The organism is Pseudomonas sp. CFBP13509, assembly GCF_005233485.1.
Taxonomy (GTDB): domain Bacteria; phylum Pseudomonadota; class Gammaproteobacteria; order Pseudomonadales; family Pseudomonadaceae; genus Aquipseudomonas; species Aquipseudomonas marginalis.
Genome location: NZ_QGAA01000008.1, coordinates 108,261 through 127,977, shown reverse-complemented (window position 1 = coordinate 127,977; position 19,717 = coordinate 108,261). Strand labels below are relative to the sequence as shown.

Here is a 19,717-nt window from a genome sequence, read left to right as displayed (position 1 = left end):
CGCGACAGCGCCGACACCTCCTCCGGTATTGCCCGCGAAGTCAGCGCCGGCATGCAGCGCCAATACCGCGAAGTGGAGCTGGCCGCCACCGCGCTGCACGAAATGAGCGCCAGTGCCCAGGAAGTGGCCCGTCACTCCCACAGCGCCGCCGACGCCGCCACCGCCGCCGAAAACGCGAGCCGCTCAGGCCAGGCGGTGTTCTCCACCGCCGAACGCAGCATCGAGGCCCTCGACCAACGCCTGGAAACCACCCTCCAGCAAGTCAACGCCCTGGCCGACAGCAGCAACCAGATCGGTCAGGTACTGGACGTGATCAGCGCCATCGCGCAACAGACCAACCTGCTGGCGTTGAATGCGGCCATCGAAGCGGCCCGGGCCGGCGAACAGGGTCGCGGTTTTGCGGTGGTGGCCGATGAAGTCAGGCACCTGGCCAGCAACACCCAGAGTTCGGTCGAACAGGTGCGCACGGTGATCGAAACGTTGCAACAGCTGAGCCAGGCGGTGGTGCACAGTACCCAACTGAGCCGCGAGCAAGCGGGCGGCAGCGTGCTCCAGGTGCAACAGACCCGGGTTGCGCTGGGGCATATTTCCCAGGCCGTGGATGTGATCGAACAAATGAATCAGCAGATCGCCAGTGCGGCCCTGGAGCAGAGCAGCGTGGTGGACGATATCAGCCATCGCGTCAGCGACATCCGCGGTATCAGCGAAACACTCGCCGGGCGCATGCACGAGGCGTCGCAGGCCAGTGACGCATTGCATCAGATGGCCAATCACCAACAACAGCTGGTCGGGCATTTCCGCGTGTAATGGCGTGCCGCCTGACTGAGCTGCGGTGGCCGCCTTTCAACTCTCCAACATTGAATTCCCCCATGATTTATCCACGCCGCTGGCTGATCCTCGGGAGTATTTCCAGCGGGGCCTACTCGGCAGGCGTGGTCATTCCAGCCTGGTTGACCCTTCGACAGCCTTGACCACGCGCTGCTGGTCAGGCTGAGCAGGCAGACACCGCCGCCCACGCCTTAAAGCTTGTGGCTGCCCAAGGCCAGGAACCGCTGCGGCGACGCCTTGCGCAGCCGCGCCGCGAGGAATACACCGCCCAGCAACGCCAGGGGAATGATCGCGCAGAGGCCGTAGGACAGCAGTTGGCTGGCACCGGTCAGCACATCGAAATGCACCACCGCCAGCACCAGCACGGCCACGAGCGCCAGGCACGAGAAACCGGGGAGGATCTGCCCACGCCAGAGCCCGACCTTGAGCTGCGGATGGCGCCGGAAGAACACCAGCACCGCGGCCGAGGTCAGCGCCATCAGCAGTATCACGCACAGTGTGGCCAGGTTGGACAGCCAGGCAAACAGCTGCAGGATCGGATCGGCATCCAGCGCCGCGAAAATCAACACCACCACGGCCGAGATCAGGCTCTGCAAGGCCGAGCCCATATGCGGGCTCTGGTGCACGCGATGGGTGGTGCCCAACTGGCTGTGCAACAAGCCGTCACGGCCGATGGCGTAGAAGTAACGCGCGGCGGCGTTGTGAAAGGCCAGCAGGCCGGCATAGATGCTGACCATAAACAGCACCCGGATAACCTGGGTCAGTTGCGGGCCGACAAAGTGGTCGGACATGCCATAGATAAACGTAGTCGGGTCCTGCAAGGCCTGCAGCATCGGCACGATCTTGTCCGCGCCCACGCCCACCACCATCGACCACACCGACAACGCGTAGAAACCGCCGATCAGCAACACCGAGCAGTAGGTCGCAATCGGAATGGTGCGCTGCGGGTCCCGGGCTTCTTCACCGTAGATGGTGGTGGCCTCGAAGCCGATAAAGGCGGCGAAGCAAAACAGCAGGCCGATTGACGGCGTGCCGCTGAACACATGGCGGCTGCTGAACGAATCCAGGTTGATGCCGCTGTCGCCACCGGACTTGAGAATGGCGAAATCCAGGACCAGGATCGCCAGGTACTCGGCGATCACCATCACCGACAATACCCGCGCGGACAGGTCGATCTTGCGATACCCCAGGATCGCGATACTTCCCATCGCCATCAGCGAATAGGACCACCACGGCAGCACCAGGCCGAAGGCGGCTTCCATGGTGCCGCTGACTACCCCGCCGAACATGCCGTACAAGCCGACCTGCAGGATGTTATAGGCAAACATCGCCAGCACCCCGGCCGCGCCACCGGCCAGGCCGCCCAGCCCACGGGCGGTGAACGCGTAGAAACCGCCGGCATTGGTCAGGTGGCGCGCCATGGTGGTGTAGCCCACCGAGAACGCCAGCAGCACCAGCAAGGCCAGGATCAGCAACGTCGGGGTGCCCGCGCCGTTACCCAGCATGATGCCGATGGGGAAGCCGCCGGCGATCACACTCAGCGGGCTTGCCGCCGATACCACGAAGAAGATGATAAAGCCCACACCCAGGGCGCCACGCTTGAGCTCCGTGGAGCTGTTGATCGAGTTGGATACACTCATGCTGTTGACCTTATTGTATGAGGCAGTCGCTGTAGGATCGGTGCAGCCGGCTGTCGACCGGTACCGAATAGCTTGTCGTTGTTGTTGCACGCTGGCATCGATCCTATGCCTGCCCGACAGCGTGCCGGTATCCCAAATCGGTAACGCAAGCGCCCACGGCGAAACACCTGCACATCCCGAGCGGACGACGCAGGCTGATTCCGATCTTGCTAAAGGCTTGGGTTCAGGCTCGCACGTTGCCGGTAATGGCGGCGCGGGTCGTGTGGGACGGCAACTGCGCGAACAGCTCCTGGTACTCCGCGGCAAAATGGCTCAGGTGATAGAAGCCCCACTGGGCGGCGGCATCCCCAATCGACAGCTCGGATGCCCGGGTAGACATCAAGGTTCGGCGTACGCCGTTGAGCCTCACTGAGCGCAGGTAATTCAGCGGTGTGGTCTCGGCGACCGAGCGGAAGCTGTTCTGCACCGTGCGCCGACTCACCTGGAGACGCTGGCACAAATCGATCACGCTGGGCACGTTGATCATTTCGGTCGTGGCCAGGCGATGACATTTCTCGACGATAAAGCTGCGCGTGGAACTGGGGCTGCGCTGCTGCTTGTCACAGGCCGGGTCGGTCATCAGTTGCAGCAGCTCGCCGAGCATGGCTTGTTCCAGCGCCGACTCACGCTCGCGCGTGTAGTCGAGGTCATCGTTTACCAGGGCCTCGGAGAACAATGCCAGCAATCGACGCCGGGCCTGGGCGAAACGCTGGGGCGACACCTTTATCACCGGTTGGCGCAGCAACCGATTGAGTTCTTTCGCCGACGCCGTCTGTTCCAGCGCCTCTTCGAACAATTCACGCTCAAAGGTAATGGACAAAAGCTCCATGCCCATCGGCATATGGAACATGAACTCCTCGCCACCGTGGAGGAAGAACAGGCTGCTGTCATCCACCTCGCGGCCCTGCATGCGAACCGAGCCGGGCACATTGATCGGCACCGCAAAGCACATCTTGTCGCGAGGCGCCACGCCGTTCTGCACCACACGCTGGTTGATCTGCTCGAGGAACAGGTGGCAACCGGTCGTCGTCAGTTGCATCAGCGAACTCTCGGCCGAACCGGCGGTGAGCTGGCTGTAGTCCTGGCTCCACTGTTGGATAGTGGCTGCGTGGACGTGGATATCGCGGAAATGGCTGATCGTCTGGTTTTTCATTGGGGGGGTGTGCCTCTACCAACATTCTTGTTTTTAGATCGCCGATGCCTTTGATACTCGCACATCGGTCACATCCTGCAAATTGTTTATGCGCTGGATTGCCCGCGTCTCATGTGCCGATTCGGGCTACCGGCCGGGAACCCGCGGCGGAGATGATCGGCACACTTAAATCGACATTCCAGAGAGACCGTCATGAGTGAAGCCAACTTTCAAGCCCTGCACTTCGCGGATGCCCCGCACATTGTCTCCGGCACACTGCCCGGCCCCAAGACCCGCGATGCCCTGGCGCTGTCGGCGCGCACCGAGTCGATGGCACGCGGCGGCGGCCGCATGCCGGTGGCCATGGACCGCGCCTTCGGTGCAACCTTCAAAGACCCCGACGGCAACACCTACATCGACCTGTCCGCCGGCGTGGGCGTCAGCAGCGTCGGCCGCTGCCACCCCAAAGTGGTGCAGGCGATTCGCGAACAGTCCGAAGTGCTGATGCACGCCCTGGAAATCAACAGCACGCGGCGCACCGAATTGGCGGCCAAGCTCTCCGAGATCGCCCCCGATGGCTTGCGTGGCGACTGCGTGACCTTCTTCACCCAGAGCGGCAGCGATGCGCTGGAGGCCGCGATCAAGTTTGCCCGGCGCATTACCGGACGCCACCAGATCATCGCCTTCCATGGCGGCTACCACGGCGTGTGGCATGCCTCGGGCGCGCTGACCACCGGCACCGCCTACCGCAAGGGCTTCGGTGCCCAGATGGGGGGCGTGATCCACGCGCCCTACCCGTACGCCTACCGTTTCCCCTTCGACACCACCCACAAAAGCGCCGAGCAGATCGCCGGCGAGTACATCGACTACCTGTTGAACACCCCCTACACCGCCGCCGATGACGTGGCAGCCGTGATCGTGGAGCCGGTCCAGGGCGAAGGCGGCTACGTGCCACCCTCGCCGGAATTCCTGCAATTGCTGCGCCAGGCCTGCGACCGCAGCGGCACATTGCTGATTGTCGATGAAGTGCAATCCGGCGCAGGACGCACCGGCAAGATGTGGGCGGTCGAACATTCCGGCGTGAAGCCCGACATGCTCACCTTCGGCAAGGGCATCGGCAGCGACCTGCCCATGGCCGGGCTGATCATGCGTTCGGACCTGGCGGCCAAGATTCCCGACGGCTCGATGCCCAACACCTTTGCCGCCAACTCGTTGTCGGCGGCCGTGGCGTTGACCAACATCAGCATCCTGCAGGATCCACAACTCGACCTGCTCAACCGCGCCCACACGTTGGGGCTGGAAGCCCAGGCGCATATTCGCGGCTTCAACAGCCCGCTGGTCGGCGAAGTGCGCGGGCGCGGCCTGATGATCGGTATCGAACTGGTCGAGGATCCGCTCACCAAGGCGCCCCTGGCGGGCGAAAAGATCGGCCAGTTGATGGGCTACCTGCTCAACCATGGCGTGCTGATGATCCCCTGCGGCCGCTACAGCAACGTGATGCGCGTGATGCCCTCGCTGACGATCTCCCGCGAACTGTTCTTCAAGGCCCTGGACATCTTCGGCGACGCCCTGGCGTCCCTCAAGGCGTGAGCCTGCCCACTACTCGAGGACCGCAACATGACTGAGCACTTGAATCATTTCATCGAAGGTACGCCCTGCGAAGCCTTTGACCGTCGCCGTTTCGACCTGGTCAACCCCGTGACCGAGCAGGTGTATGGCAGCTCCGCCCGTGGCACCCGCGAAGACGTGGAACGTGCCGTGGCGGCGGCACGCCACCAACTGGAAAGGGGCGACTGGAGCCAACTCGGCGGCGCCCAGCGTGGCCGACTGTTGGCGAAACTGGCCGACTTGGTCGAGCGCGACAGCGAACTGCTGGCCGATCTGGACGCCAATGCCATCGGCCGCTCGCCCGTCGAACCGCGCCGGATGGACCTGCCCAACGCGATCGCCAACCTGCGCGCCGCCGCCGGCTGGGCCAACCAGCTCGAAGGTCGCACCATTCCCACCGGCGGTTACTTCGGCACCAAAACCCTGTCGTACACGGTGCGCGAGCCCGTCGGCGTAGTCGGTGCCATCGTGCCCTGGAACTCGCCGCTGATGATCACCGTGTGGAAGCTCGCCGCGTTGCTGGCGGCGGGCTGTACCGTGGTGGTCAAGCCTTCGGAGGAAACCCCGCAGTCGGCCCTGCACCTGGCGCTGCTGGCGCAGGAAGCCGGCTTCCCGGACGGTGTGATCAACGTGGTCACCGGCTACGGCAACGAAGTCGGTCGCGCCCTGTGCGAGCACCCGGATGTGGCCAAGATCAGCTTCACCGGCAGCCCCGAGGCCGGGCGTGAAATCCAGCGCACGGCCGGCGTGCTGTTCAAGCGCGTGGCCCTGGAACTGGGCGGCAAGAGCCCGCAGATTGTGTTCGACGATGCGTCCTTCGACGATGCCCTGCGCGGCTGTGCACTCGGCCTGTTCGCCAACCAGGGCCAGGTGTGTGCCGCCGGCTCGCGGATCCTGGTGCAGCGCAGCCTCGCCGAGCGTTTCGGCGCCGCGCTGGCCGAGGCCGCACACGCAGTGAACGTCGGCGACCCGCGCGAGCCCGGGGTACAGATGGGCCCGGTGGCCAAGAAAGCCCAGTTCGATCGCGTCAACCGCTACATCCAGCGGGGCATCGACCAGGGGGCAACCCTGCTGGCCGGCGGCGTCTCGACGCCCGAGCAAGGCTGGTTCGTGCGCCCGACGATCTTCGCCAACGCCCGCAACGACATGGACATCGCCCGGGACGAGATTTTCGGGCCGGTCGGCACGCTGATCACGTTCGACAGCGAAGACGAAGCGATCGCCCTCGCCAACGACAGCACCTACGGCCTGGCGGCCACGGTCTGGACCGGCGACCTGGCCAGGGCGCACCGTGTGGCGGCGGCGGTAAAGGCCGGCGCCGTCGGTATCAACTGCTGGAGCCCGCTGGACGCCAACCTGCCTTGGGGCGGCGTCAAGACCAGCGGTATCGGGCGTGAAGGCGGGTTCAGCGGCGCGCTGGCCTACACCGAGGAGAAAGTCATCACCGTGCTGCTGCCGGCCTGAGCACACGCGCTGTCCTGACCGAGCCACCCTCCAACGTCGAGGGTGGCCATTCCACCGTGCATCGCTCCCTGGAGAGCTTGATATGAACCCAATGGATCAACCGACAATCGATCGCTACCCGACGTCCCTGCGCCTGTTGCACTGGCTGCGGGCCGTACTGGTGCTGGGCCTGCTCTGGGCAGGCTGGCATATGACCGGCATGAATGATGAGGTGGCGAGCAAATTCGAGCTCTATTACCCGTGGCACAAGTCCTTCGGGGTGTTGACGTTCCTGGTGGTGCTGACTCAGCTCGCCGTGCGCTTTCGTACCCCCAGGCTGCCGCAGCCGCTGGAAACCCTGGCCGGGTATGAACGCTTCCTGTCACGCCTGACGCAGCGCGTCATGTATGTCCTGCTGGTGATCGTGCCGCTGATGGGTTACTCCATGTCGAGCACCTTTACGATGAGCGACGGGGTGTTCTTTTTCGGGGTCAACCTGCCGGAGCTGTTGCCGAAGAATGACGATTGGTTCGCGGTGTTCCAGTGGCTGCACAAAGTCCTCGCCTACACGCTGCTGGTGCTGATCGTGCTGCATGTCGCAGGCGCCCTCAAGCACCGCTTCTACGACCGCGATCCGCGCAACGACGTGCTGCGCCGGATGCTCTGAATGAATCAGGCGTTGACGCGACACGTCAACGCCTGCGGGACCTGCAACAACCGTCAATGACGACTCAGAACGTCACCCACATAATGAACTGCAGGTACGCGTTGGTCGACGCGCTGCCGCTCTGCCCGCCACCGTTACCGAACCATTTCTCAGGCTTATAGAGGCCGATCAACGGTGACAACGTGACGTTATCCGTGACCATCCAATCCAGGAACAGGTCAACCTCCCGCGCCGCGAAATCCCGCTCATTGCGACGGGACAGCTGGTGGTAGTCGAAAGCCATCGCGTTCAGGGTCAATTTCTCGGTGGGCCGGACAGAGAGCAGCACATCGTTGATCTGCATGTTCGACGTCACCGAGCCGGCGTAGTTGGCTGCGATTTCACCCTGGTAGCGTTTGCGAAAGCCGCCCTGGAACAGGAAATCCCAGCCTTCGGAATAGCGCGAGTAGCGATAACTGACGGTCGGTTGCCATTGCACATCGGCAAAGGTGTAGCCGGCGTCGAAGAACATTGCCCGCTGCGAACCGGAACGTTTTTCCTGGCGAGCCACCTCGAATGCAAAGTCGGCGTTTTCAATCCCGGCGTTGCCCTGCCCGCGAATGCTGTAGACGTTCATGCCCTTGCGTTCGAGCCGATCCGCGAAGGCGTATTTCTCATCCACATCCAGGCCGTGAATATAGGTCGAACCGATCGAGCCAATGGGTGTGGTGTAATCGACAGTGCCTACCGCCAGCTCGGTCTTGGACTGGCCGGGGTTCTCGGATTTCAGCCATATCAGGCTGCCGTGCAGCCCCTCCTTGCCGCCCAGTTTCAGCACCGCCGTGTTGCCGAACGCCAGGCGCTGCCCAAGGTAAAAGGCGCCTCCACGGTCGAACCGACCATCGCGCACGCCCTCGATGGGGCTGAATGCCTTGCCGGGGTTGAAGCCATCGTCGGTGATCAGGAAACCGTCCACCGTGACCAGTTGGCGCCCAAACGAGAAATCCACGCCGTCCGGGCCCAGGGCCGGCAGCAGGTCGCCGGACCTCCAGCCCAGGAAAGCATCTTCCACCGCAGTTCTGCGCTCATTGCCCGCCGTGATCGCCCCCGGGTCCCCGTCCCCCCATGTACCGCTGCTGAGCAGGGCGAAGCCGCCGTATACGGAACCGGCGGTGATCTTGTCGGTGGTGCCGTTGAGGCCATATTTGGCGTAGCCCTCCTGCCAGCGCATGCTGCCGGGCCGTTTCTGCGGGTCGCCGATGTAGTTGCGGGTGCTGCCGAACCAGCCGAAGCCGGCGCCCAGGTCAGCGTTCAAAACGGTTGCACCGTCATCTTCGCTGTAGACCGTATAGGCCTGTGCCTGGGAGCCGGCGGCACAGAGTGCAACCAGCGACAGTAATGGCGCGTAGGGGGGAATGCGCATGACGTCTCTCCTGTTTTTATAGTTGTGAGGCGAGGCAGGAGTGTTCCGGCCAGGGCCGGGCATGCGGTAACCCAAATCAGCATGTGCGCGGGCCGGGGCGCCCACTCGTCGTTGCACACGGTCTCCACCGCACAAAACCGTCCGAGTGCCTTCAATGGTTGCCGTTTTGGGCTACGGCCTCGGAACGCACGCGCCCTATGCTGGGCCCATAAGAACCATAAAAACCCGAGGCACCGTCATGACCCTTTTGTCCCCCTTCCCGCTGCTCCGTCAGGGGCTTTGTCTTCTGACCCTCATCACCTGCAGCGCCTTGCCGCCTGTTGCCAGCGCCCACCATTCATTCGCGCTGTTCGACCAGACCCAGACGCTCACGATCAAGGGTGTGGTCGAGCGCTTCGCCTGGACCAACCCGCACATCACGATCTACGTCGACGTTCCCGGCCCGCCGGCCCAGCGCTTCAAGATCGAGACCGGCAGCGTCAACGCGCTGCAGCGCACGGGCTGGACGGCGGAGTCGATCAAGGCCGGCGAGAACGCCGAGGTGTCCTACAAGCCGTTGAAAAACGGTGAGCCGGGCGGGCTGCTGGTGGAGATCAAGATCGGCGACGTGGTGCTCACGGGCGGCGGCTGAACGCATCCCTCCCCGAGTGCGATAACAACAGAACTGGGCAAACCAGCAACGCGGAGATATTTCAATGAAACCAGCACGCACCGCCAACGCCGCCATGCTCGTCCTGAGTGTGGTCCTCGTGACATTCGCCGGGCTGAGCAACGCCGCCACGGCAGCGAAAACCCAGGCCGACAAGCACAGCGCCGCTACCCGGCCGGACATCAGTGGCACCTGGGAAAGAACCCCGGATGACTGGTTCGGCGAGAACCCCGATGACCCGGTTCACCCCGGCGGGCCGATGGACCTCAAGGCGCCCTACGCCGCCGAGTACGTCGAGCTCAAGAAGAAAGAAGCCGTGGCCAACGCAGCCGGCACGCCAATTGCCACCACCAGTTCCAGGTGCCTGCCCGAGGGCATGCCGACGATGATGGCGGCGCTCTTCCCGATCCAGATCATTCGCGATGACAAGCAAGTGATCATCCTCGGCGAGTATCTCCAGCAAGTGCGGCGGATTCTCCTGGACCAGGCCATGCCGCCAAGCGAAAAGCTCGACCCGTTGTACCAGGGCCATTCCCGCGGCCACTGGGAAGGCGACACGCTCGTAGTCGAAACCCAGCGCGTGCGAACGGACGTGCGTTTCTACGACGTGCCCCACGGGCCGGCGATGAAGATCACCGAACGCATCCGGCTGCGCGGGCCGGATCACCTGGAAAACCAGGTCCTGATCGAAGACCCGCAGGTACTCAATACCCCGTATCGCTTTACGTTTGAGTACAAGCGCTCCAACTACGCCATTCAAGAATACGTGTGCGAGAACAACCAGATCGTGATCGACAGCGAGGGCAAGGCATCTCTGAGCCTTGAGTGACGCCACCCATCCACCCCTGCTGGAGCTTTACCCATGGAACGCCTGATCCCCATCAGTATCAGCGTCGTGCTGTCGCTGCTGATCGCCTCGAACACCTTCGCCGAAGTGCCGCGCATGCCCACGGCCATCGCCGTGCCGCCCTCCGGCAAACCGCCGCTGTCCTCGGCAAAACGCCCGGGCACCGAATACAGCGACCTCGACCGGTACGGCTACGTCGAAGAGGAGTACTACCTGCAAGGCGTTGCCCCGGCCATCAACGCCGCCGGCCAAACCCTGCTGGAAGCGCCTTACACCACGCGTATCCTGGTACGCAAACCGGCCGACCCGGCGCGCTTCAATGGCACGGTGGTCATCGAACCGTTCAGTTGGTTCGGCGAGCGTGGCGCGGGCTGGATCCTGACCCGCGACTATCTGCTGCGGCGCGGCTACGCGTACGTCGGCTACACGCTGAATGTGAACGCGCCGGCGGTGGATCCCAAGTTCATCGCCGATACCCCGGCAGCCGAAGCCGAGCAGATCGCCCAGTACGGAAGGATCGTCAACTTCGAGTTCATGCGCCGCTTCGACTTTGCCCGCTATGCGCCCCTGGGCACTTATTACGACCCGGCACACTTCACCCGCGGCGCAGCGCCCGATCCGTTTGCGCCCCAGTCCCAGGGCATCGGCGCACAACTGGCGTTGCTGCTAAAAACCAACGGCGCCCAGAGCCCGCTGGCAGGCCTCGATGTGCAGCGCGTGTATGTGAATAGCTGGGCCGTCACCGCGCAAGTCTGGATGGACTATCTCGACCAGGGCCGCCACCAGCAATGGCGCATGCCCGACGACACCCCGCTGATCGACGCCTATATGACCGGCCGCATGGCCTACGGCGAAGTGGGCGGCGACGTGATCCGAGTGCCACGGCAGATGCCCGAAGGCGTGCCCTTCGTGACGGTCTACAGCCAGTCCGAACTGATGCACGACGTGATCGAAGGCATCCCCCTTCCCCCGGACACCGACACCCCGCAGCTTCGCTACTACGAAGTGACCGGCATGCCCCACCTGCGCCTGGCCGACCTCGGCACCGAGCACACCGAACACCTCGCTGCCGACGTCGGCAAGGGCGACGACCCGCGCTGCCGGACGCTGTATGACGAACCGGTCGAGCTGGTGGTCGCGGCGCTGCTGGATGGCATGGACCAATGGGTACGCAAAGGCAAGCCCATGCCCACCGCCCCCCGGGTGGTGCGCGATGGCAAGGCCGCCGCCCGCGCGCCCGCCACCGGCAACCTGCAGGGCGGCGTGCGCCCGCCGTGGGTCCAGGTCCCCAGCGCCAGCTACCTCACCGATCAGGAAACCGGCTGCGGGCTGATCTACGACACCAAGGTGCCCTACTCGAAGGACGTGCTGGGCCGGCGCTATGGAAATTTCGGCCGCTACGCCCAGAAGTTCGAAGACGCCAAAGCCGTTTCGATCAAGGAAGGGTACTTGCTGCCGGAAGATGCGGCGGGCCTGCATCCGATCGCCACCCCCCAAGATTTCTAAGCCACTGCGGAAGAAAAGCCGATGTCCTCTTCACTCATCATTGCCTGGATCTATGCGTCGCCGTTGAGCACTGCCATCCGCGACATCCTGTGGGTCATCCCCACGGTGCAGAGCATTCATATCATCGCCATCACCGTGCTCTTCGGCTGCGCGCTGATTTCCGATCTGCGACTGGCGGGGGTATTCGCCGGCGACGAGCCCTTGCGCGGCGTCGTACGCCGTTACTACCCGTGGATGCGCAACGCGCTGATCGTGCTGCTGTGTACCGGGTTGGTGATGATCATCGCCGAGCCTGACCGGGTCCTCGTCAACTCGACGTTCTGGCTGAAGATGGTGCTGGTGGTGACGGCGTTCAGTGTGACCTGGCTGCTGCGCCGCCCCCTGCTGCGTCCTGCCGGCCAGGCCGGCGGCGACGCGTCGCGCCCGGTCAAGGCCTTTGCGTGGCTATCGATCGGCCTGTGGTGCGTCGTGATCATCTGCGGTCGCTGGATCGCCTACACGATCTAAGCGTTTTCAACCCACGTTCTCAGGTATTCGTCATGGATATTCAACCCCTGCTGCAAGCCGTCCAGGACACCCCGGTCGCGACGTTCATTCGCGAGTCAGGCTCGGCGTTCCCGATGCTGGAGTCGGTGCATGTGATCGGCATCGCCATCGTCTACGGCACCATTGCCGTGGTCGACCTGCGCCTGCTGGGCGTGGCCGCCCATCGGCGCGGCGCGCTGAAGCTGATCCAGGATTTGCTGCCGTACACCTGGGCCGCATTCGTGGTCTGTGTGATCACCGGCCTGCTGATGTTCTGCGCCAACGGCACCACCTATGTGCAGAACACCGCGTTCCTGTTCAAGATGGGCCTGTTGATGCTGGCGGGGATCAACATGGCCGTCTTCCACCTGGGGGCCTTTCGTCGAATCGCCGAATGGGACACGACGCTGCCACCGCCCGGCCAGGCGCGCATCGCCGGCTTCAGCTCATTGCTGTTGTGGGCCGGGGTGGTGTTCCTGGGCCGCTGGATTGCGTTCCTCTGATGGCGCGCCCGAGCACTGCAATCACACAGGTGCGCCCGCGTTCCGGCGGCTGGGAGTCCCTGGCCCTGGTGCTGGCGACCCTGGCCGTCGTCGCCGGTGTGGCCGGCTATGTGCTGCTGCGCCCGGAAAGAGTGGGCCCGCCCACCCCGCTGAGCTGGCAGGTGCGCTCCTTCGATGGCTTGGGTGCGGTCGACCAGGCGATTCACAGCGCGCTGTTGCCCGCCGGTGAAGAAATCATCTGGTCCAACAACGATACCGGCGGCTGGATCACCCTGGAGCGCGCGCAGAAACTGCTGTTGCCGCCCTTCTACCGTGACGCCTTCTGGAAGGCCAATGGCGAGGTGCACTGGCAATTGATCCTGCCCGGTTCCCACCTGGCCCATCAGGGTGGCGACGAGGATGCCCATGGGGCGGACCAGCCCGTCAGCGACGTCTCCCAGGCCACCCAGGGCCAGGGCGCGACGGTCTACTACGGCTCCGGCGGCCATGCACCGGGCCAGAGCGCCTACCTGCTGGTCATCGGTCACGCCCATGCCGGGGTGATGTGGGCCAACCAGGCAACGATCTGGGTCCACCGTGACCCGAACGCACCCTACCCCGCCATCGTCAAGCCCGAATCCCTGGTCGGCGAAGGCTGGCGCCAAGTCATCCCCTACGACGGCGCCAGCGAAATCGAACGCGTAAAAGGAACCCAGCCATGACTGTTGCCCTGAAACACCGCGCCCTGTGGCGCCGCTGCATCGCGCTGCTGGTGCTGATACCCGCCATCGCACTCGCCGGCCCGGCCTTCGCCTCGGCGAAGAAACTCAGGATCGGCATCACCCTGCATCCCTACTACAGTTTCGTGGCCAATATCGTCGGCGATCGGGCCGAAGTCATTGCGCTGATCCCGGCAGAGGCCAACCCGCACAACTACCAGCCGCAGCCCGATGACATTACCCGCGCGATGAATATCGATGTGCTGGTGGTCAACGGCATCGGCCACGATGAATGGGCCTTCCAGATCATCAAGGCTGCCGGCCGCACGCAGACGCTGCCGATTATCCAGGCAAATGCCACGGTGGCGCTGATTCCCATCGGTGGCGACCAGGAAGGCGTCAAGGTGGTCAACCCGCACACCTTCGTCTCCACCACGGCGGCGATACAGCAGGTGTTCGAGATCGCTCGCCGGCTCGGAGAGCTGGACCCGGACAACGCCGCGGTGTATCGAAAAAATGCCCTGGCGTATGCGGGCCGTATCCGCGAGCTGCGCGCCGGCTTCATGACGCGCTTCGCCGCGCTGGACCTGTCGTCGTTCCGCTGCGCGACAACCCATGCCGGCTACGACTACATGATGCAGGAGTTCGGCCTGTTCGTGAGCGCGGTGATCGAGCCGCGCCACGGCGTCGCGCCGACGGCACGCCAATTGGCCAACACCATCGAGGCGATCAAGAAGGCCAACGTCAAGGTGCTGTTCGCCGAGAAGAACTTTTCCCTCGACCTGGCCAAGCCCATCGAAGCCGCGACCGGCGTGAAGGTGTTCGCCCTGTCCCATATCACCGGGGATACCTACAGCGCTGACGAATTCGAGGTGGCGATGCGCGACAACCTCGAAACCCTGGCGCAAGCCGTTGAGTACACCCAGCAATGAATGCGCTGAAGGAGGACTACGGGATGCGCGGCCCCGCCATTGTGTTCGACAACGTCTCCCTGCGACTGGGAGGTACGCAGGTGCTCGACCAGGTAACGATGCGCATTGAAGCCGGCGCCTTGCACTGCCTGGTAGGCCCCAACGGCGGCGGCAAGACCTCACTGGTGCGTGCGCTGCTGGGGCAGATGCCGCATACGGGGGCGATCCGCTTCGAGGGTGAGGTCACCACGCCCATGGGCTATGTCCCGCAATTGCCGGACTTCGACCGCAACGTGCCGATGACGGTCAACGACCTCATGGCCATGCTCGGTCAACGCCGGCCGGCCTTTCTCGGCGCAGGCCGCGCCGCCAGGGCGGCCAACGCCCAGGCCCTGGCGCGGACCGGCATGGCGGGGATGGGTAAAAAGCCGTTTGGCAGCCTGTCCGGCGGCCAGCGCCAGCGCGTGCTGCTGGCCCAGGCAATCAGCCCGGCGCCGTGGCTGCTGATCCTCGATGAACCGACCGCCGGGATCGACGAAGCCGGTGTGCGCCTGGTGGAGGCGCTGGTGGCCGAACTGAACGGCCGTGGAGTGACGATCCTGTGGATCAACCACGACCTGGAACAGGTCAAGCGAATCGCGCAGTCCGTGACCGTTATCAACCAACGGGTGCTGTTTCACGGCCCCGCCGATCAGATCGACAACCGCCTGGAGGCCATTCGATGAATGCCTTGTACGACTTTATCCGCGACCACCTGCAGGCGCTCGCCGCGAGTCACCTGCTGCCGCAACCGTTCGAGTACGAGTTCGTGATCAACGCGCTGATGTGCTCAGTGCTGATCGGACCGTTGCTGGGTGTGCTGGGGTCGATGGTGATGATCAAGCGGATGGCGTTCTTCAGCCAATCCGTGGGCAATGCGGCGATGACCGGCGTGGCGATTGGCGTGCTGGTCGGCGAATCCTACACCTCGCCGTACTTTTCGATGTTCGGCTTCTGCCTGCTGTTTGCCCTGACTCTCAAGTACACGCAGCATCGCACCACCCTGGCCAATGACACGCTGATCGGCGTGTTCCTGTCCATCTCGCTGGCGGTGGGTGCTTCGTTGCTGCTGTTCGTGTCGGCAAAAATCAACACACACGTCATGGAAGGTGTGCTGTTCGGCTCGATCCTGGCGGTGGACCATACCGACATGAACGTGCTGCTGGGCGTGACGGTGATGTGTGCGCTGATCGGGCTGCCCCTCTACAACGGCATGCTGCTCTCCAGCCTCAATCCGAGCCTGGCCCATGCCCGTGGCGTGAAGGTGCGCAGCGTCGAGTACCTGTTCGTGGTGCTGGTCACCCTGGTCACGGTCGCCTGCCTGAAGATCATCGGCGCCGTGCTGGTGGAGGCCCTGTTGCTGATACCGGCAGCGGCGGCCCGCAACATCAGCCACTCACTGCCGGGCCTGGTCACGTGGGCCGTGGTGATTGCGAGCTTTTCCTGTGTGGTCGGCATTCTGGCGCCGATGCAGTTCCATATTCCCGTGCCCACGGGCGGCGCCATCGTGATCGTCGCAGCCTTGGTGTTTGCGTTCACCATCCTTATCCGCAGTACCGCGCCGCAGTTCAGGGGGGCCAGCGTATGACCGGGTTCAATCGATCCATGCGGCCCTGGCTGGCATTGCTGGCGGTGCTGCTGGGCGGCCTGCCGTCGGCCTTTGCGCAGGTCGGCCAGCAACAGGTACTGGTCGCCCTGCCGGCGCTGTATGCGCTGACTTCGACACTCGGCGAAGGCACCCGGATCGAAGTGGTACGTGTGCCACTGGACGCCGCCGTGCCCATGGAAAGCCAGGCCAACGCGCTGTCACGCCTGGAGCCGGCCGTGTTCCAGAACGCCGTGGCGGTGGTCACCCTGAGCAGCCTGTGGCGCGCTGACCCGCTGTATGCAACGGCTCGACGCCACAACCTGCGCCTCGTCGAGATCGATGCGTCGCGCTCATGGGACAGCCTCAAACCGGGCGTCGCCGTGACCCGCACGCCCTCGAACGATGTGCCCTGGGCCGGCAACCGCAACGGCGATGGCGGCCCGTCACCCTACGCCTGGCTCGGCCCGGTCAATGCCATGCGCATGTCGGCGCTGATCGCGGCCGACCTGGCGCGCCTGTCACCCGCCGATGCGCCGCGGATCGAGCGCAACCTCGCCGCACTCGACGGCCGCTTGCGCCAACTGAAGGCCGACTACGGTGCCCGGCTGCTGCAGGTGCCGGACCTGCGCGTGCTGTCGCTGGCCAGCGAGCCGGTCTACCTGTTCGGCGAGTTCGGCGTGTATGTGGACGGTTGGTTCGTGCGCCAGGACATCGACTGGACTGACGCCGACCTTGCCGCCCTGACCCTCTACCTGCGCGAGCGCGAGATCCGCGTGGTGGTGCACAAGTGGGCGCCCGACGCCAGGATTGCCCAGGCCATCGAGGACGGCGGCGCCCACCTGCTGATCCTGGACATCGGCAACCCCGGCCTGCTCGCCAACACGGCCAACGGCTACCAGGCGCTGCTGGGTACGAACCTGGATGCCTTGCTGGCGGCCTTCGCGACCGTTCAAGCCGCGACGCCCCAGTGATCAACGTTGACCATGGAGACTGAAAACCTTATGAAAACGCGAGATGTGCTCCACCCGATCCTGCTGGCCGGCGCACTGCTGTTCTGCCAGGCCGCCGCAGCCCATGGCCCCGTGTTCGACTGCTATATCGAGCACGACGACTGGGTGAAGTGTGAGGCGGGTTACACCGATGGCAGCTCCGCCGTGGGTCGCAAAATCCATGTCCAGGACACCCGCAACAGGGTGTTGCTCGAAGGCACCGTGGACCAGGACAACAGCTTCACATTCCAGGCCCCGGCCGGAGCCTACTCCGTGGAGTTCCTCGGTGGCGAGAACCATGGCGCCACGATCCAATCCTCCGACATTACACAGTGAAATCGACCATGACCATCAAACGACGACTGCTCCAAGCCTTTGCCGCCACGGCCTTCGGTTGCATGACCTGCGCCGCGCAGGCGCATTTCCAGATGCTCTACGTGGAGGACACGGCGCTGCCCCGCGCGGACAACCTGGAATTCGCCATCGTGTTCACCCACCCGTTCTCCGCCGGACCGACCATGGTCATGGGCGAACCCCTCGCCTTCAACCACACCAGCGCCCACGGCGCAGAAAAAATCGACCTGCGCAAATACCTGCGACCGGTGCAGTGGCAGAGTCGCGACAACCAGGCCACCGCCTACCGTGCATCGATCCCACGGGAGCTGGTGCGTTCCCTGGGTGACCATGTGTTCGTACTCGAACCCGAACCCTACCTGGAAACCGCCGAAGGCGTGTACATCCAGCAGTTCACCAAACTGATCGTGAACGTCGGCGGCGTCCCCGGCAGCTGGTCGGAACCCCAGGGGCTACCGGTTGAGATCCAACCGCTGAACAAGCCCTATGCCAACTGGACCGGCGGCGTGTTCCGTGCCGTGGTGCTGGCCGACGGCAAGCCGGTGCCGTTCGCCGAGGTTGAAATCGAATACCTCAACCACTCCGTCGACATCAAAAACAACGCCTTCGGCCAGCAGGACCATGTCACGGCCCCCCAAGCCTCGTTCAAATCCCTGAGTACGTATGCGGATGGCCAGGGGGTCGTCACCCTCGGCCTGCCCCGTGCCGGCTGGTGGGGCATTGCGGCACTGAACATAGGGGCAACGAAAACCTATAAGGGCAAACCTTTGTCCCAGGACGCCGTGTTGTGGGTGCAGGCAAGGGACATGAAATAACCCCGGCAGCCATCCATGCGCCTGACCGGCCCCTAGGCCCGCGCCCCGATCAACACCAGCACCCCACCCCACTGCGTCACCCTGATCGGCAAGCTTTGCTCCAAGGCCTCCAGGGTCTGGCGCGCATCATCCAGCGGGAACCGGCCACTCACGCGCAGCTGCGCCACCGCGGCATCCAGGCGCACGATGCCCTTGCGGTAGGGCCGGATCGCTTCCACCACGCTGGCCAGTGTCTGGTTGCGCACCACCAGCCAGCCGTCGAGCCAGGCGGTTTCGGTGGCGGCCATGGGCACTTGGGTGAGGATGCGCTGGTGGTCGAACAGCGTGCTCTGGTGCATGGCCACCCGTTGCTGCGCACCGCCGTCGAAGTGCAGCACCGCATCGGCATCCAGGGTGACCAGGCGCATCGCGCCGTCCTGTTCACTCAGCATCAGGCGGCCCGTGGTGGCACTGATATGGGCGGCGCGGGTCTTGACCTGCAGCGGACGCAGCAGGTTCACCAGCATTTCGCCGGTGCGCAGTTCAAGGCTGTGCGCGTCCCCGGCCAACGTCGAGACCACCTCGCTGCGGGCATTGAGCTTGAGGGTGCTGCCATCGGCCAGTTGCCAGGTGCGACGCTCGGCGGTGCCGGTGGCGTAGGTCTGCCCCGCGTCTTCAAAACGCCAGCCCCACCCCGCGCCGGCCGCCAGTCCCAGCGCACACAGACTGGTACGCAGAAATGCGCGACGGCTGTTGGGTTGCTCCAGGCTGCGCAGCAACTGCGCGCTGGAGCGCCCGCGCCAGGGTGAGGCCTTGAGCTGATCGAGACCGGCGAGCAGTTGCGCATATACCTGGCGATGATGGGCCGAGGTGCCCCGCCATTCATCCAGCGCCTGCTGCTGGGCGGGGCTGAAGTCGCCGGACTGGATCTGCACCAGCCAGCCGATGGCTTCCTCGGCCACCGGGTCGTTCAAAGGCTGTTTGCTCACTCGCTCAACCCCAGGTAACAGGCGCGCAGGGCCTGGGTCATCAATTGGTGGATGCGCCCCAGGGACAGGCCCAGGCGTTCACTGATCTGCGTGTAGGTCATGCCGTCCAACTGGCTGTGCACGAACACCGCCTTGGCTTGCCCCGACAGGCCGTCCAGCAGCCGGTCGATGGCCAACAGGCTCTCGATCAGAATCAGTTGTTCCTGGGGTGATGGGTGCACGTGTTCGGGCACGTCGGCCAGGATCTGCAAGTAGGCTTTTTCCAGGTCGCGTCGGCGCCAGCTCTCGTACATCAGGCGCTGGGCGATGGTCGTCAGCAGCGCGCGCGGTTCGCGAATGGCCGTGGGGTCGGGCAGCATCCACACCTTGAGGAAGGTCTCGGCGGCGATGTCCTCGGCGCTGTGGCTGCAACCGGTGCGGTACGACAAACGCGCACACAACCAGCTGTAGTGCTGCTGGAAAATCTGGCCGATAAGGCGGGTCTTGAGCAAAGCATTCGGGTCCATAGGTCCATAATCTTCATGGACTGCACACGCCAGCGGACAAGTGGTGGTGGGCCTGTCGGT

21 protein-coding genes are annotated in these 19,717 nt (G+C 64.2%); 16 read left to right on the top strand and 5 right to left on the bottom strand.

Annotated elements, in window-relative coordinates:
- The first annotated feature begins 51 nt into the window (after positions 1-51).
- Positions 52-807, top strand: a complete 756-nt coding sequence (locus PspCFBP13509_RS32155) for a methyl-accepting chemotaxis protein (protein ID WP_370671276.1) — start codon at positions 52-54, stop codon at positions 805-807.
- 212 nt (positions 808-1,019) lie between these two features.
- Here the strand turns inward: PspCFBP13509_RS32155 and PspCFBP13509_RS15275 are convergent, their stop codons facing one another.
- A complete protein-coding gene (locus PspCFBP13509_RS15275; RefSeq protein WP_137212274.1) occupies positions 1,020-2,468 on the bottom strand; it encodes an APC family permease in 1,449 nt (482 codons plus the stop codon).
- Positions 2,469-2,691: 223 nt separating this feature from the next.
- Positions 2,692-3,660: a helix-turn-helix domain-containing protein gene (locus PspCFBP13509_RS15270; RefSeq protein WP_065927427.1), complete on the bottom strand. Its 969-nt coding sequence runs from the start codon at positions 3,658-3,660 to the stop codon at positions 2,692-2,694.
- Positions 3,661-3,852: 192 nt separating this feature from the next.
- Here PspCFBP13509_RS15270 and PspCFBP13509_RS15265 point away from each other — a divergent pair, with 192 nt between their 5' ends.
- The 3 genes from PspCFBP13509_RS15265 (at position 3,853) to PspCFBP13509_RS15255 (ending at position 7,357) form a co-directional block, all read left to right on the top strand.
- Positions 3,853-5,229: an aspartate aminotransferase family protein gene (locus tag PspCFBP13509_RS15265; RefSeq protein ID WP_065946935.1), complete on the top strand. Its 1,377-nt coding sequence runs from the start codon at positions 3,853-3,855 to the stop codon at positions 5,227-5,229.
- 27 nt (positions 5,230-5,256) lie between these two features.
- Entirely contained in the window at positions 5,257-6,711 is a 1,455-nt protein-coding gene (locus PspCFBP13509_RS15260) for an aldehyde dehydrogenase family protein (protein WP_065946934.1), read from the top strand.
- 82 nt (positions 6,712-6,793) lie between these two features.
- On the top strand, positions 6,794-7,357 hold the full coding sequence (locus PspCFBP13509_RS15255) for a cytochrome b (RefSeq protein ID WP_027606691.1): 564 nt from the start codon (positions 6,794-6,796) through the stop codon (positions 7,355-7,357).
- 64 nt (positions 7,358-7,421) lie between these two features.
- Here PspCFBP13509_RS15255 and PspCFBP13509_RS15250 read toward each other — a convergent pair whose 3' ends face one another.
- On the bottom strand, positions 7,422-8,759 hold the full coding sequence (locus PspCFBP13509_RS15250; protein ID WP_137212273.1) for a hypothetical protein: 1,338 nt from the start codon (positions 8,757-8,759) through the stop codon (positions 7,422-7,424).
- Positions 8,760-8,997: 238 nt separating this feature from the next.
- On the opposite strand from PspCFBP13509_RS15250, the gene PspCFBP13509_RS15245 reads away from it, so the two are divergent.
- The 12 genes from PspCFBP13509_RS15245 (at position 8,998) to PspCFBP13509_RS15190 (ending at position 18,183) form a co-directional block, all read left to right on the top strand.
- Entirely contained in the window at positions 8,998-9,390 is a 393-nt protein-coding gene (locus PspCFBP13509_RS15245; RefSeq protein WP_065927423.1) for a DUF6152 family protein, read from the top strand.
- 64 nt (positions 9,391-9,454) lie between these two features.
- On the top strand, positions 9,455-10,237 hold the full coding sequence (locus PspCFBP13509_RS15240; protein ID WP_137212272.1) for a hypothetical protein: 783 nt from the start codon (positions 9,455-9,457) through the stop codon (positions 10,235-10,237).
- Positions 10,238-10,270: 33 nt separating this feature from the next.
- Entirely contained in the window at positions 10,271-11,761 is a 1,491-nt protein-coding gene (locus PspCFBP13509_RS15235) for an alpha/beta hydrolase domain-containing protein (RefSeq protein WP_137212271.1), read from the top strand.
- Positions 11,762-11,782: 21 nt separating this feature from the next.
- Entirely contained in the window at positions 11,783-12,268 is a 486-nt protein-coding gene (locus PspCFBP13509_RS15230; RefSeq protein ID WP_065927413.1) for a DUF6644 family protein, read from the top strand.
- Positions 12,269-12,300: 32 nt separating this feature from the next.
- On the top strand, positions 12,301-12,789 hold the full coding sequence (locus PspCFBP13509_RS15225; protein WP_065927412.1) for a DUF6644 family protein: 489 nt from the start codon (positions 12,301-12,303) through the stop codon (positions 12,787-12,789).
- Positions 12,789-13,490, top strand: coding sequence for a DUF6162 family protein (locus tag PspCFBP13509_RS15220; protein ID WP_065927411.1), 702 nt, complete (start codon positions 12,789-12,791; stop codon positions 13,488-13,490). The genes PspCFBP13509_RS15225 and PspCFBP13509_RS15220 overlap by 1 nt, the downstream gene beginning before the upstream one ends.
- Positions 13,487-14,419 carry a metal ABC transporter solute-binding protein, Zn/Mn family gene (locus tag PspCFBP13509_RS15215; protein WP_065927410.1) on the top strand — a complete coding sequence of 311 codons (933 nt, stop codon included), beginning with the start codon at positions 13,487-13,489 and terminating at the stop codon, positions 14,417-14,419. The genes PspCFBP13509_RS15220 and PspCFBP13509_RS15215 overlap by 4 nt, the downstream gene beginning before the upstream one ends.
- Positions 14,416-15,123: a metal ABC transporter ATP-binding protein gene (locus PspCFBP13509_RS15210; protein ID WP_065927409.1), complete on the top strand. Its 708-nt coding sequence runs from the start codon at positions 14,416-14,418 to the stop codon at positions 15,121-15,123. The genes PspCFBP13509_RS15215 and PspCFBP13509_RS15210 overlap by 4 nt, the downstream gene beginning before the upstream one ends.
- A complete protein-coding gene (locus PspCFBP13509_RS15205) occupies positions 15,120-16,025 on the top strand; it encodes a metal ABC transporter permease (protein WP_065927408.1) in 906 nt (301 codons plus the stop codon). Before PspCFBP13509_RS15210 ends, PspCFBP13509_RS15205 begins: the two co-directional genes overlap by 4 nt.
- Positions 16,022-16,996: a metal ABC transporter solute-binding protein, Zn/Mn family gene (locus PspCFBP13509_RS15200; protein ID WP_242001071.1), complete on the top strand. Its 975-nt coding sequence runs from the start codon at positions 16,022-16,024 to the stop codon at positions 16,994-16,996. The genes PspCFBP13509_RS15205 and PspCFBP13509_RS15200 overlap by 4 nt, the downstream gene beginning before the upstream one ends.
- 30 nt (positions 16,997-17,026) lie before the next feature.
- Complete coding sequence (locus PspCFBP13509_RS15195; protein ID WP_242001070.1) at positions 17,027-17,350, top strand: hypothetical protein; 324 nt, start codon at positions 17,027-17,029, stop codon at positions 17,348-17,350.
- Positions 17,351-17,358: 8 nt separating this feature from the next.
- On the top strand, positions 17,359-18,183 hold the full coding sequence (locus PspCFBP13509_RS15190; protein ID WP_065927406.1) for a DUF4198 domain-containing protein: 825 nt from the start codon (positions 17,359-17,361) through the stop codon (positions 18,181-18,183).
- A gap of 32 nt (positions 18,184-18,215) precedes the next feature.
- Here the strand turns inward: PspCFBP13509_RS15190 and PspCFBP13509_RS15185 are convergent, their stop codons facing one another.
- Complete coding sequence (locus PspCFBP13509_RS15185) at positions 18,216-19,151, bottom strand: FecR family protein (RefSeq protein ID WP_065927405.1); 936 nt, start codon at positions 19,149-19,151, stop codon at positions 18,216-18,218.
- Complete coding sequence (locus tag PspCFBP13509_RS15180; RefSeq protein WP_065927404.1) at positions 19,148-19,657, bottom strand: sigma-70 family RNA polymerase sigma factor; 510 nt, start codon at positions 19,655-19,657, stop codon at positions 19,148-19,150. The genes PspCFBP13509_RS15185 and PspCFBP13509_RS15180 overlap by 4 nt, the downstream gene beginning before the upstream one ends.
- Positions 19,658-19,717 lie beyond the last annotated feature (60 nt).

Excerpts from the sequence above, each read along its gene's own strand:
- PspCFBP13509_RS15265 (WP_065946935.1), top strand. The coding sequence starts at position 3,853 with ATGAGTGAAGCCAACTTTCAAGCCCTGCACTTCGCGGATGCCCCGCAC.
- PspCFBP13509_RS15190 (WP_065927406.1), top strand. The coding sequence starts at position 17,359 with ATGACCATCAAACGACGACTGCTCCAAGCCTTTGCCGCCACGGCCTTC.
- PspCFBP13509_RS15255 (WP_027606691.1), top strand. The coding sequence starts at position 6,794 with ATGAACCCAATGGATCAACCGACAATCGATCGCTACCCGACGTCCCTG.
- PspCFBP13509_RS15225 (WP_065927412.1), top strand. The coding sequence starts at position 12,301 with ATGGATATTCAACCCCTGCTGCAAGCCGTCCAGGACACCCCGGTCGCG.
- PspCFBP13509_RS15195 (WP_242001070.1), top strand. The coding sequence starts at position 17,027 with ATGAAAACGCGAGATGTGCTCCACCCGATCCTGCTGGCCGGCGCACTG.
- PspCFBP13509_RS15200 (WP_242001071.1), top strand. The coding sequence starts at position 16,022 with ATGACCGGGTTCAATCGATCCATGCGGCCCTGGCTGGCATTGCTGGCG.
- PspCFBP13509_RS15220 (WP_065927411.1), top strand. The coding sequence starts at position 12,789 with ATGGCGCGCCCGAGCACTGCAATCACACAGGTGCGCCCGCGTTCCGGC.
- PspCFBP13509_RS15270 (WP_065927427.1), bottom strand. The coding sequence starts at position 3,660 with ATGAAAAACCAGACGATCAGCCATTTCCGCGATATCCACGTCCACGCA.
- PspCFBP13509_RS15230 (WP_065927413.1), top strand. The coding sequence starts at position 11,783 with ATGTCCTCTTCACTCATCATTGCCTGGATCTATGCGTCGCCGTTGAGC.
- PspCFBP13509_RS15205 (WP_065927408.1), top strand. The coding sequence starts at position 15,120 with ATGAATGCCTTGTACGACTTTATCCGCGACCACCTGCAGGCGCTCGCC.
- PspCFBP13509_RS15275 (WP_137212274.1), bottom strand. The coding sequence starts at position 2,468 with ATGAGTGTATCCAACTCGATCAACAGCTCCACGGAGCTCAAGCGTGGC.
- PspCFBP13509_RS15260 (WP_065946934.1), top strand. The coding sequence starts at position 5,257 with ATGACTGAGCACTTGAATCATTTCATCGAAGGTACGCCCTGCGAAGCC.
- PspCFBP13509_RS15235 (WP_137212271.1), top strand. The coding sequence starts at position 10,271 with ATGGAACGCCTGATCCCCATCAGTATCAGCGTCGTGCTGTCGCTGCTG.
- PspCFBP13509_RS15245 (WP_065927423.1), top strand. The coding sequence starts at position 8,998 with ATGACCCTTTTGTCCCCCTTCCCGCTGCTCCGTCAGGGGCTTTGTCTT.
- PspCFBP13509_RS15180 (WP_065927404.1), bottom strand. The coding sequence starts at position 19,657 with ATGGACCCGAATGCTTTGCTCAAGACCCGCCTTATCGGCCAGATTTTC.
- PspCFBP13509_RS15250 (WP_137212273.1), bottom strand. The coding sequence starts at position 8,759 with ATGCGCATTCCCCCCTACGCGCCATTACTGTCGCTGGTTGCACTCTGT.
- PspCFBP13509_RS15210 (WP_065927409.1), top strand. The coding sequence starts at position 14,416 with ATGAATGCGCTGAAGGAGGACTACGGGATGCGCGGCCCCGCCATTGTG.
- PspCFBP13509_RS32155 (WP_370671276.1), top strand. The coding sequence starts at position 52 with ATGCAGCGCCAATACCGCGAAGTGGAGCTGGCCGCCACCGCGCTGCAC.
- PspCFBP13509_RS15240 (WP_137212272.1), top strand. The coding sequence starts at position 9,455 with ATGAAACCAGCACGCACCGCCAACGCCGCCATGCTCGTCCTGAGTGTG.
- PspCFBP13509_RS15215 (WP_065927410.1), top strand. The coding sequence starts at position 13,487 with ATGACTGTTGCCCTGAAACACCGCGCCCTGTGGCGCCGCTGCATCGCG.